We start from the raw sequence: 11,067 nt of genomic DNA, 5'->3' as shown, positions 1-11,067 counted from the left end.
CCGTCGACGAAGGTGCGTCAGCGGCGGTGGCCGTGCCGGCCGAGGGACTCCACGGGGGTCGCGCCGTGGCGGGTCCACTGCGGCACGGGGCGGCTGGTCGGGCCCCAGGTGGCGTTCCCGTCCGCGTCCGAGCGCCAGAACCAGCACGAGCTGCGCCCCTCGGGCCAGCCCTCGGGGTTGTCCTCCCACGCCTCGCCGCGGCCGTAGGGTGTCATGTCGACCACCTCGTCCCACCGGCCCGTGGTCAGGATGGCGAACGAGACGCCGCGGGCGTTGAGGTAGACAGCGTCCTTCAGGTGCCAGGCCGTGGTGGTGCAGCCCTCGCACTGCCCCTGGTGCGGCGCGCCGTCGTACCACATGTGCTTGTAGACCACGAGCTCGTCGCGGCCCTGGAACAGGTCCAGGAACGGGACCGGGCCGTCGGGTCCGACGACCTCGACCGTCCCGTCGAGCTCCACCATCGGCAGCCGGCGGCGGGCCGCGGCGAGGGCGTCGCCCTCGCGGGTGTGGGCCTTCTCGCGGACCAGGAGCTCGTCACGGGCGGTCTGCCAGGTGGCTAGGTCAACGACGGGCGGGCGGCCGGGCAGCGCGGTGGTCGGGTCGTCCGGCGTGGTCGTCATGGTGTCCTCCGTGGTGTCTCGTGCCGGGCAGCGTCGTACGACGTCCTACGACACGAGAACAGACCCGCGACCCGGCCGGAACTCATCGCGGCGGGGGCCCTCGGCCGAGGAACACTCGCGGGCTGCGAGCCCCTGACGACCCGAGCGCACCCGCAGGCTGAACGCACCTCGCAAACTGAAAGCAGCTCTTACTCCGTGGAAGCGGGGGAGGGCCGGCCGTCCTCGTCCGGCCGGTCGCGCAGCCGCAGCGCGCTCGCGAAAAGTCTGGCGAGCTGGTCGGTGGCCTCGTCGAAGTCGCAGTCGACCAACCCCTGGACGAACCACATCTCGGCGAACCGGGAGATCATCGCGCCGAGCGCGTGTGCGGCGATCGCGGGGTCGACGTCCGGATCCGCCAGGCCGAGGAGCTGTAGCTGCCGGATCGAGCCGACGACGCGCTCCCGGTCGCGCTGCTGGTGCTCGAACCGCTCGTCGGTGAGATGGGCGTCGTAGCGGGACACCTGCTCGATCACCCCGATGATCTGCGCCTCCGCGCGGTAACTCTCGAGGTAGGTGCGGATGCCCGCCCTGATCCGCTCCCGGGGGACCGCGGTCGAGGACGGCAGGAAGATCGACGTGCTCAGCGGAGCGTTCAGCAGGTCCGTCATCTCCATGGCGACCTCGCGGAAGATCTGCTCCTTGGAGTCGAAGTAGTGGTAGAACGATCCGTGGGAAAGCCCGGCCTGCTCGGCGATGTCCGAGATCCGGGCCTCGAGGAATCCGTCCTTCTCGAAGACGGCCTTGGCCGCGTCGAGCAGCCGTGCGCGCGTCGCGGCGCCCTTGCGCGAGCGAGGCCCGTTCGGCTTCTCGCGATCAACCGGCGCGGCCGTCGACAATTCCTTCTCCTATTCGTGCGGTATCCGTGCCCGTGTGGTATACCKGAGCGATATTCGGGCGGCCCGACCGTGTCGGTGCTGTTTCGGCGCGGTGCCGTATCGGCGCTTGCTGTATCGGCGGGATGTTGCGCGGGGTGCTGTATGACGGGATGTTGTATGGCGGGGTGTCGTAACGGTCTCGGAGGTATGCGTGGTGGCCAGGCGTGCCGACCATACTAGCCGGTGATCGGCTATAGAGCCTGTTCCGTCGATCAACCGGTGTGTACCGGAGTGTGTCCCCTCCGCCCGCCGGCCTCGGGGGCGTGGGTCTGCTGAGCGGCTTCCGGCCCACCCACTGGGCGTCCGGCGGCCCGTCCACCGGACGGCGGGGCGCCGGCGCGCCCGGGCGGTCCGGGGCCGGGGCCGGGCCCGGTGCCGGCTGGCGCCGGACGGCAGGTCCGCGTGAGGCCACTGCTACACCGTCCGCCCTGGTGGCGGCACCTGCCACGTCGTCGACCGAGCCGGGAGTGCAGCGATGCGAACAGTCGTTGTCGGAGCGTCGAGTGGGCTGGGCCGGTGCATCGGCATCGGCATCGGTCTTGCGTAGCGCGGCGAGCGGACGGCCTTACTCGCCAGGCGCCGCGGCCGGCTCGTCGAAGCCGCCGAGGAGGCGGGTCCGGGAACGCTCGCCATCGAGTGTGACGTGACGCGGGAGGAGTCCTGCCAGGAGGCGAGCACTGAGGCGGCAAAGGGCCTCGGCGGTATCGACGCCCTGGTCTACACACCGGCTGTGGGCCCGCTCGCCCGGCTCACCGATGTCGATGCCGAGACCTGGCGGCGCGCTTTCGACACGAATGTGATCGGCGCGGCGCGGATCACCGCCGCGGCGATTCCCTGTCTCGCCGAGTCCGGCGGAACGGCGGCGTATCTTTCGACGGTGAGCGCCTCGTCGACGGATCCATGGCCGGGTCTGGGCTCCTACGCGGTGAGCAAGACGGCGCTCGACAAGTGGTCGAGGCTTGGCGGGTCGAGCATCCCGCGGTCGGATTCACCCGGGTCGTCGTCGGAAACTGCTCCGGCGGCGAGGGAAATTCGATGACGGAGTTCTCCTCCGGTGGGAACGCGGCCTCGCGGCCGAGATGCATCCGGTCTGGGTTGCCCACGGCTACCCGACCCCTGCTGCCCCCGACGAACTCGTCCGCGTCGTACACGCCGTGCTGCGCAACGGGGACGCCACAAGAGTCCCCTCGGTCGTGGCGGCCCTCCGCTGACAGCCGCCCGCCGGCTGCCCGCCCGCGTCGGGATCTGGCAGACTTTCCCCATGCCGCCGGTCCGTTCCGAGACCCAGCCCGCCGGCCCGGCACGGCCGCGCCGCGGTGGCAGGCCCACCCTCGACGAGACGGCGAGGCTCGACGACGCCGTCCGCGACAGCGCCCTGCGGCTGTTTCTTGAGCACGGCTACGAGGGCACCTCGATGGACGCGATCGCCCGCGCGGCCGGCACGACCAAGGCCTCGCTCTACGCCCGCTTCACCAGCAAGGAAGAGGTCTTCTGCTCGGTCCTCGAGTGGGCGACGCTGCGCCGTGACTGGCCGACGCCGGACCCGGAACCGCCGGACCTCGACGACCTGGAGGGGGCGCTGACGGCGATCGCGCAGACCGCGCTGAGTCGCGCCCTCGACCCGTCGATGGTCAGGCTCGGGCGGATCGCCATCGCCCACGCCTCCCGGTTCCCCGAGCTCGCCCGCCGCACCCACGCCGCCGGCGCCTTCCCGCGCCGGCGGCTCGTGGCCGAGCTGCTGAACCGGCACGCGGCCACCGGAGCGATCGCCGCGGACGACCCCGAGATCCTCGCCGAGCATTTCCTCGGCATGGTCTCCGCGGCACCGGCCCGGTTGGCCTCGTTCGGCATCGTCCGCGACCCCGCGCTGCTGGAGCGCCACACCCAGGTCGCGGTCCGCCTCTTCCTTCGCAGCCTGCGCCCGGACTGACGTCCCCACCGGCAGGCGACCTTGACGTACGTCTCGCGACGAACCACCTGTCCCCGGGCATGCTGGACCTCCACCACCGACGGGCGCCGCATCCGGTCCTCCTCGGTCATCCGCCGCCGGTTACGCCGACCCAACCCCACGGGCCGCCCGACCCAACCCGCAGCCGCGTGGTCTGCCTGCCGCGCGGCCGCGGGGACGGTCTACGGGGTCAGGTTGACGGTGTGGTTGTCGCTGGCGATGTAGACCTCCCGGAGTCCGACTATCCGGGCGTTGGTCTGGCCGATGCCGAGACATGAGCTGAAGGCGGTCTGCGGCACGTAGATCGGGCCGTATGAACCGGCCCAGACCGCCCCGTCCGCCGCCTCGGCGTAGTAGTACGCGTATCTGTTGTTGGTGTTGAGCACGTAGGCGCTCGCACCGTAGTCGATCGCCCACCATCCCCGGGTTCCCCAGGAACCGTACGCGCCGCAGCCGGACGGGTCGTAGAACATGATGGCGACCCAGATGCGTGGGCCGTAGCTGTTGCGGAAATTCAGCTGCATCGCGCTCAGCCCTCCGTCGCCCAGATCTCGCCGCCGGAGGTCCGCCGGGCCAGTGGAGTGGTATCGATGGCCGCCTTGCTCGGAGTCAGCCGCGCACCCGCACCGGTGGACGCCTCCGGTCCCGTCGCGACACCCGGCCTGACCTGCGAGCTGCTCTGCCCGGCCACACCGGCGCCGACGCTGCGGGCCGCCCGTGCGGCGGGCGGGCGGCCGAAGGCGCCCGGGGCGTCAGGCCCACCGGCCGGCGCGGCGGGGGTGGCGGCGCCGGCAGCCGTGCCCGCGGCCCCGGCGGCAACCACACCCGCCGCCACGCCCAGCAGCCCACTTGTACGCAGCAGCCAGCGGCGGTCCACCGACTCCCCCTCGGGTTCACCGTCGACCGGGTCAACAGGTTCGTTCACTCTTCGTCCTCCTCATGAGCGTGGGCCGCAGCCCTCCGGGAAAAGGACACGCAGGCGTCGAGAAAGCCGCGGAAACAACGGAAAAGTGATGGCTTCGCCATGACCACGATGGACGGCAATGGTCGCGTTTTCCAGCTCTCCGTGTCACTGAGTGACCCGCCCGCCCACTCACTTGATGGCGCCGCCGTCACCGCCGATAGCGGATTTCCGGCCAGGCGCCCCGTGCAGCTGCGACGGACGCCGCTGCCGACCCGATGAGCACCCTTTACTGCTGATGAGCAACAACCGCCGCCGAGACATACGTTTCTCTTCCGCGTCCCGTGAACTTTTCCGCCGCCCGGCGGGACCATGGACCGTATGGATGACCACACTGTCACCGGGCGGGTCGTCGCCGTCCTCGACGCCGTCGCAGCCGGGAACGGCGCCGTGACCCTGGCGGAGCTGACCCGCAGCACCGGCATCCCCAAGCCGACGGTGCGTCGCATCACGGCGGACCTTGTCGCCCGCCACCTGCTGGAGAGGGGAGACAACGGTTTCCGGCTCGGCTGCCGCCTCCTGGAGCTGGGCACACGCGCGGCCGCGCACCACGGCCTGCGCCACATCGCGACTCCCTACGTGCAGGATCTCTTCGCCCGCAGCGGAGAAATAGTCTGGGTCATGGCGCTCGCCAGGAACTCGGTCGCGATCATCGACCACGTGTTCGGCGCCAACCGGGCGCAGGACATGCGGCGCGGAAGCTGGTCGATGGACGTCCACAGCCCCGCCTTCCTCACCACGGCCGCCGGCCGGATCCTGCTGGCCGACCGGCCCGATCTCGCCGCGCGGCTGCGCGGGCGCCGGCTGCCGCCGCTGACCAGGCGCACCGTCACCTCGTGGCCGCGGATCGCGGCGGACATCGCCGCCGTCCGGGACACCGGAACGGCGGTCGAGCACGAGCAGTGCTCTCTCGGGCACAGCTGCGTCGCGGCCGGCCTGCGCGGACGGGATGGGTCGCTGGTCGGGGTGATCGGCATCACCGGCCGCACCGCCACCCTGGCTGCTCCGCGGCTGACCCGCCCCCTCGCCGCCGCAGCGGCCGACCTGTCTCGGGAACTGGCCACCAGCGCCGGCTGCTCCTGAACGGTCCCGCCCCACGGGTGGTGCCGGCGCACCTGACGACTCCATTCGGCGAGTGCGGCGCCCTGGGGGCGCCTCAGTGTCAGCCGAGGCCGGTCAGGGTCAGGACGAGCCCGACGCAGGTGCGGGCCGTCGTCGCCGTCCCGGCTCACCGTTGCGACGACGAAGATGTCGGCGCAGGGCCGGACCGACCAGGAGGTTTCCGAAACCCGACCGGCGACTACGCAACGTCACCACAGGTCATCGCGGGCAGTCGGCCACCAAACACGGCATCCGCTCAACAGCGAAGAGCCGCATATCGGGGGGTTGAGACAACTCGCCTCGGCTGCCGTCGTCCCCCGGAACGGGCCGTCAAAGCTGCGGAAGTCGGCACCGCTCGACAGGGGGGCTCACGACCGCTAGCCTCCGTCGCATGTTAGTCGACGCTAACATCGACCGCCCGGTGCCCGGGGGGCGCGCGGAGCCCGCCGAGCCGCTCCGGACGTTGGTCGATGCCAAGGGCGATCCCGCCCGTCACAACGCCGCCGCGTTCGCGGACCTCGTCGAGGAACTGCGGGGCCGGCTGGCCAGCACGGCGCTGGGCGGGTCCGAGGCTGCCCGCCGCCGGCATGTCGAGCGCGGCAAGCTGCTGCCCCGCGACCGTCTCGACACGCTGCTCGACCGCGGCAGCCCGTTCCTCGAGCTCTCCCCGCTGGCCGCCGACGGGATGTACGACGGCGAGGCGCCGGGCGCGGGAATCATCACCGGGGTCGGCCGCGTCTCGGGCCGCGAGTGCGTCGTGGTGGTCAACGACGCCACCGTCAAGGGCGGCACCTACTACCCGACTACGGTGAAGAAGCACCTGCGCGCCCAGGAGGTCGCGCTGCACAACCAGCTGCCGTGCGTCTACCTGGTCGACTCCGGTGGCGCGTTCCTGCCCCGGCAGGACGAGGTGTTCCCGGACCGCGAGCACTTCGGTCGGATCTTCTTCAACCAGGCGACCATGTCGGCACGGGGCATCGCCCAGATCGCCGCCGTGCTCGGGTCGTGCACCGCCGGCGGGGCGTACGTCCCGGCGATGAGCGACGAGGCGGTGATCGTCCGCAACCAGGGGACGATCTTCCTCGGTGGCCCGCCGCTGGTGAAGGCGGCGACCGGCGAGGTCGTCAGCGCGGAGGACCTCGGCGGCGGCCTGCTGCACTCGCGGAAGTCCGGCGTCACCGACCACCTGGCCGCCGACGACACCGACGCACTGACGATCGTGCGGCGCATCGTCGCCGGCCTCGGGCCCCGCGCGCCGCGCCCGTGGGACGTCACCCCGACCGAGGAGCCGCTGTACCCGACCTCCGAGCTGTACTCGGTGGTGCCGGCGGACCCGCGCACGCCCTACGACGTCCGCGAGGTGATCGCCCGCCTGGTGGACGGCAGCAGGTTCGCGGAGTTCAAGAAGGAGTACGGCTCGACGCTGGTCACCGGGGTCGCCCGGCTGCACGGGCATCCGGTCGGCATCATCGCCAACAACGGGGTGCTGTTCGGCGAGTCGGCGCTCAAGGGCGCCCACTTCATCGAGCTGTGCGACCGCCGGAGCATCCCGCTGCTGTTCCTGCAGAACATCACCGGCTTCATGGTCGGCCGGGACTACGAGGCCGGCGGCATCGCCAAGCACGGCGCGAAGATGGTCACCGCGGTGGCCTGCGCCCGGGTGCCGAAGTTCACCGTGGTGATCGGCGGATCGTTCGGCGCCGGCAACTACTCGATGTGCGGCCGGGCCTACTCGCCGCGCTTCCTGTGGACGTGGCCGAACGCCCGGATCTCGGTGATGGGCGGCGACCAGGCGGCCGCCGTGCTCTCGACCGTCCGCCGCGACGCCGTCGAGGCCCGCGGCGGCGAGTGGTCCGCCGACGAGCAGGCGGCCTTCGAGGCGCCGATCCGCGAGCAGTACGAACAGCAGGGCAACCCCTATTACGCCACCGCCCGGCTCTGGGACGACGGCGTCATCGACCCGGCGGACACCCGCACCGTGCTGGGCCTGGCGCTCTCGGCGGCGGCGAACGCGCCGCTGGAACCGGTCGGCTACGGCGTCTTCCGGATGTGAGGGTCGATGTTCCACACGGTGCTCGTCGCCAACCGGGGTGAGATCGCGGTCCGGGTCATCCGGACCCTGCGTGAGCTCGGCGTCCGCTCGGTGGCGGTGTTCTCCGACGCCGACGCGGGCGCCCGCCACGTGACCGAGGCGGACGTCGCGGTGCGCCTCGGCCCGGCCCGCGCGCTCGACTCCTACCTCAACATCGAGCGGGTGCTCGCCGCCGCGGCGGCGACCGGGGCGCAGGCGGTGCACCCCGGCTACGGCTTCCTCGCCGAGAACCCGGTGTTCGCGCAGGCCTGCGCCGATGCCGGTGTGGTGTTCGTGGGCCCGTCCGCGCGGGTCGTCGAGCTGATGGGCAACAAGATCGCGGCCAAGCGCACCGTCGCCGCGGCCGGCGTCCCGGTCGTGCCCGGCCGCGTCGAGCCGGGGATGTCCGACGCCGACCTGGTCGCGGCCTCGACCGAGATCGGCTACCCGGTGCTGGTCAAGCCGGCCGCCGGAGGCGGTGGCAAGGGCATGCGGCTCGTCCGCGAGCCCGCCGCGCTCGCCGAGGCGCTGCGCTCGGCCCGCCGGGAGGCCGCCGCGTCCTTCGGCGACGACACGCTGTTCGTCGAGCGGTTCGTCGACACCCCCCGGCACATCGAGGTGCAGATCCTCGCCGACACACACGGCAACGTGATCCACCTCGGCGAGCGGGAGTGCAGCCTGCAGCGCCGTCACCAGAAGATCGTCGAGGAGGCGCCGTCGGTGCTGCTCGACGCCGCGACCCGGGCGCGCATCGGCGGTGCGGCCGTCGACGTCGCCGCCGCCGTCGGGTATGTCGGCGCCGGCACGGTCGAGTTCGTCGTGGGCACCGACCGGCCTGACGAGTTCTTCTTCATGGAGATGAACACCCGGCTGCAGGTCGAGCACCCGGTGACCGAGCTGGTCACCGGCGTCGACCTGGTCGCCGAGCAGCTGCGGGTCGCCGCCGGCGAGCCGCTGCGGATCACCCAGGACGAGGTGCGCCTGACCGGTCACGCCGTGGAGGCCCGGGTGTACGCCGAGGACCCGGCCCGCGGCTTCCTGCCCACCGGCGGGGACGTCCTCGTCCTGCGGGAGCCGACGGGCGCGGGGGTACGCACGGACTCGGGCCTGCGGGCGGGCACGGAGGTCGCCGCCACCTACGACCCGATGCTGGCCAAAATCGTCGCCTGGGCGCCGGACCGGGCGGGTGCGCTGGCCCGCCTCGACGCCGCGCTCGCGGGCACCACGCTGCTGGGCGTCACCACGAACATCGGCTTCCTGCGCCGCCTGATCGGCCATCCCGACACCCGTTCCGGCCGCCTCGACACCGGTCTGGTCGAGAGGCACCTCGAAGCACTCACTGATCCCGCCGGGCACGCCCTGCCCGGCGAGCCCACGGCGGACGACGCCCTGGAGGTGTTCGGGCTGGTCGGCGCGGTCGGGATGGTGCCGACCGGATCGGTCGTCGACCCCTGGGACGTGCCGTCGGGCTGGCGGCTGGGCGAGCGGGCCTGGTCGCGCTGGTCGGTCGCCGCTCCCGGCGGGGCCGGGGGTTCGCCGGCACGCGAGGTCGCGGTGCAACGCGCCGCCGACGGCCGGCTGCTGGTCCGCCTGGACGGCGGCGGGCCACGCGCGGCCGAGCTCGACTGGCTGCCCGCGCCCACCCCGGGTCAGCCCGCGGACGCGCTGGTCACGGTCGACGGCCGGACCAGGCGGTGGCAGGTGGCCGCGAGCGGGAGCACGATCTGGGTGGGCGCCGACGGGTTCACCTGGGCGCTCGCGGAGCGGCGGGCGGAGAGCGGCGCCGACGCGGCGGCCGGCGAGCACAGCGGCGAGGCGCGCAGCCCGATGCCGGGCACCGTCGTCGACGTGCGGGCGGCCCCCGGCGACGTCGTCGAGCCCGGTGCCCCGCTGGTCGTCGTCGAGGCCATGAAGATGGAACACACCGTGGTCGCGGCGGTCGCCGGCCAGGTGAAGGACGTCCTCGTCCGGGTCGGCGACTCGGTCGCGCTGGACGCGCTGCTCGCGGTCGTCGAGCCGGCCCCCGACGGTACGGCGGACGAGGCCGCGGACTCCGGCCCGCCCCGCCTCTGATCCGCCCTGACCCGTCGAACGGATGTAGTGAAGCACGAGAAGGAGACGGGCCATGTCTGACAACCGGCTGAGTGAAGAACACGAGACCCTGCGCAAGACGGTCGAGGAGTTCGCACGGGAGGTGGTCGCCCCGGCGGCCGCCGGGCACGACGAGGCGAAGACCTTCCCGTACGAGATCATCGCGCAGATGGCCGAGATGGGCCTGTTCGGCCTGCCGTTCCCGGAGTCCTACGGCGGCCAGGGCGCCGACTACTTCGCGCTCTGCCTGGCGATCGAGGAGCTGGCACGGGCCGACTCGTCGGTGGCGATCACCCTCGAGGCCGGGGTGGGCCTGGGTGCGATGCCGATCTACCGGTTCGGTACCGAGGCGCAGCGCGAGGAGTGGCTGCCGGTACTGGCCAGCGGCCGCGCGCTGGGTGCCTTCGGGCTGACCGAGCCGGGCGCCGGCAGCGACGCCGGCGGCACCCGCACCACGGCCCAGCTCGTCGGTGACGAATGGGTGATCAACGGGTCGAAGGCGTTCATCACGAACTCCGGGACGGACATCACCCGGGTGGTGACGGTGACCGCGGTGACCGGGGAGCCGGTGAACGGCCGGCCGCAGATCTCCTCGATCATCGTCCCGGTGCCGACGCCGGGCTTCAGCGCGGGCGCGCCCTACTCGAAGGTCGGCTGGCACGCCTCGGACACCCGGCCGCTGTCGTTCCAGGACGTGCGGGTCCCGGCGGAGAACCTGCTCGGTGAGCGGGGCCGCGGATACGCGAACTTCCTGTCCATTCTCGACGAGGGCCGCATCGCCATCTCGGCGCTTTCCGTCGGCCTGGCGCAGGCCTGCGTGGACGAGAGCGTGAAGTACGCCAAGGAACGGGAGGCGTTCGGCGCGCCGATCGCCCGAAACCAGGCCATCGCGTTCAAGCTCGCCGAGATGGAGACCCGGACCTACGTAGCCCGGACGGCCTATTACGACGCCGCGTGGCGGATGCTCGCCGGCCTGCCTTTCAAGAAGGAGGCGGCGATGGCGAAGCTGTTCTCCTCCGAGGCGGCGGTGACGAACGCCCGCGAGGCGACCCAGATCCACGGCGGGTACGGATTCATGAACGAGTACCCGGTGGCACGGCACTGGCGCGACTCCAAGATTCTCGAAATCGGTGAGGGCACCAGCGAGGTGCAGAAGATGCTGATCGCGCGCCACCTCGGCGTCTGACGGACGGAGCAGCCAGCTGTGAAGCGGATTGTCGAAGCGATCATGGCCGGCGACGCGCGTTCGCCGGAGCGGCGGGCGGAGTTTGGGGCGTTGGCGGTGCCGGAGTCGTACCGGGGTGTGGTGGTGCGCAAGGACGAGGTGGGGATGTTCGAGGGGCGGGTGTCGCGGGAGAAGG

The 11,067-nt window shown here is 72.2% G+C and carries 9 protein-coding genes and 2 pseudogenes; 7 read left to right on the top strand and 4 right to left on the bottom strand.

The features are described from left to right. Window positions 1-17 precede the first annotated feature (17 nt). Both BBK14_RS18365 and BBK14_RS18360 read right to left on the bottom strand, forming a co-directional pair. Window positions 18-620 (bottom strand): DUF899 family protein, encoded by a 603-nt coding sequence (locus tag BBK14_RS18365; RefSeq protein WP_071064196.1) that lies wholly within the window; start codon window positions 618-620, stop codon window positions 18-20. 188 nt (window positions 621-808) lie between these two features. After that, the gene (locus BBK14_RS18360; RefSeq protein WP_071064194.1) at window positions 809-1,495 is read right to left on the bottom strand and encodes a TetR/AcrR family transcriptional regulator; all 687 of its coding nucleotides are present in this window, start codon (window positions 1,493-1,495) and stop codon (window positions 809-811) included. A 514-nt stretch (window positions 1,496-2,009) separates the two neighbouring features. Between BBK14_RS18360 and BBK14_RS18355 the strand changes: the two are divergent. Next, window positions 2,010-2,745 (top strand): annotated as a pseudogene (locus tag BBK14_RS18355) (SDR family oxidoreductase). Between the two features lie 50 nt (window positions 2,746-2,795). After that, a complete protein-coding gene (locus tag BBK14_RS18350; protein ID WP_071064192.1) occupies window positions 2,796-3,464 on the top strand; it encodes a TetR/AcrR family transcriptional regulator in 669 nt (222 codons plus the stop codon). A 200-nt stretch (window positions 3,465-3,664) separates the two neighbouring features. On the opposite strand, the gene BBK14_RS18345 is transcribed toward BBK14_RS18350, so the two are convergent. Continuing rightward, complete coding sequence (locus tag BBK14_RS18345) at window positions 3,665-4,006, bottom strand: DUF1036 domain-containing protein (RefSeq protein ID WP_071064189.1); 342 nt, start codon at window positions 4,004-4,006, stop codon at window positions 3,665-3,667. 5 nt (window positions 4,007-4,011) lie between these two features. Beyond that, window positions 4,012-4,407 (bottom strand): hypothetical protein, encoded by a 396-nt coding sequence (locus BBK14_RS18340; protein WP_071064187.1) that lies wholly within the window; start codon window positions 4,405-4,407, stop codon window positions 4,012-4,014. A 357-nt stretch (window positions 4,408-4,764) separates the two neighbouring features. On the opposite strand from BBK14_RS18340, the gene BBK14_RS18335 reads away from it, so the two are divergent. The 5 genes and pseudogenes from BBK14_RS18335 to BBK14_RS40250 all read left to right on the top strand — a co-directional run. Continuing rightward, window positions 4,765-5,526: an IclR family transcriptional regulator gene (locus BBK14_RS18335; protein WP_071064185.1), complete on the top strand. Its 762-nt coding sequence runs from the start codon at window positions 4,765-4,767 to the stop codon at window positions 5,524-5,526. A gap of 409 nt (window positions 5,527-5,935) precedes the next feature. After that, the gene (locus tag BBK14_RS18330) at window positions 5,936-7,597 is read left to right on the top strand and encodes a carboxyl transferase domain-containing protein (RefSeq protein ID WP_198541331.1); all 1,662 of its coding nucleotides are present in this window, start codon (window positions 5,936-5,938) and stop codon (window positions 7,595-7,597) included. Between the two features lie 6 nt (window positions 7,598-7,603). After that, window positions 7,604-9,688, top strand: a complete 2,085-nt coding sequence (locus BBK14_RS18325) for an ATP-binding protein (protein ID WP_071064183.1) — start codon at window positions 7,604-7,606, stop codon at window positions 9,686-9,688. A gap of 52 nt (window positions 9,689-9,740) precedes the next feature. Further along, window positions 9,741-10,892 carry an acyl-CoA dehydrogenase family protein gene (locus BBK14_RS18320; RefSeq protein WP_071064181.1) on the top strand — a complete coding sequence of 384 codons (1,152 nt, stop codon included), beginning with the start codon at window positions 9,741-9,743 and terminating at the stop codon, window positions 10,890-10,892. Between the two features lie 18 nt (window positions 10,893-10,910). Beyond that, window positions 10,911-11,067, top strand: a pseudogene (locus BBK14_RS40250) (crotonyl-CoA carboxylase/reductase); the annotation flags it as partial.

It is taken from the genome of Parafrankia soli, from assembly GCF_001854695.1.
Taxonomy (GTDB): domain Bacteria; phylum Actinomycetota; class Actinomycetes; order Frankiales; family Frankiaceae; genus Parafrankia; species Parafrankia soli.
This window is presented reverse-complemented; position numbering and strand designations above follow the sequence as displayed.

Bases quoted from the DNA above. Each gene is read 5' to 3' on its own strand.
- BBK14_RS18365 (WP_071064196.1), bottom strand. From the start codon at position 620: ATGACGACCACGCCGGACGACCCGACCACCGCGCTGCCCGGCCGCCCG.
- BBK14_RS18350 (WP_071064192.1), top strand. From the start codon at position 2,796: ATGCCGCCGGTCCGTTCCGAGACCCAGCCCGCCGGCCCGGCACGGCCG.
- BBK14_RS18345 (WP_071064189.1), bottom strand. From the start codon at position 4,006: ATGCAGCTGAATTTCCGCAACAGCTACGGCCCACGCATCTGGGTCGCC.
- BBK14_RS18335 (WP_071064185.1), top strand. From the start codon at position 4,765: ATGGATGACCACACTGTCACCGGGCGGGTCGTCGCCGTCCTCGACGCC.
- BBK14_RS18330 (WP_198541331.1), top strand. From the start codon at position 5,936: ATGTTAGTCGACGCTAACATCGACCGCCCGGTGCCCGGGGGGCGCGCG.
- BBK14_RS18325 (WP_071064183.1), top strand. From the start codon at position 7,604: ATGTTCCACACGGTGCTCGTCGCCAACCGGGGTGAGATCGCGGTCCGG.
- BBK14_RS18320 (WP_071064181.1), top strand. From the start codon at position 9,741: ATGTCTGACAACCGGCTGAGTGAAGAACACGAGACCCTGCGCAAGACG.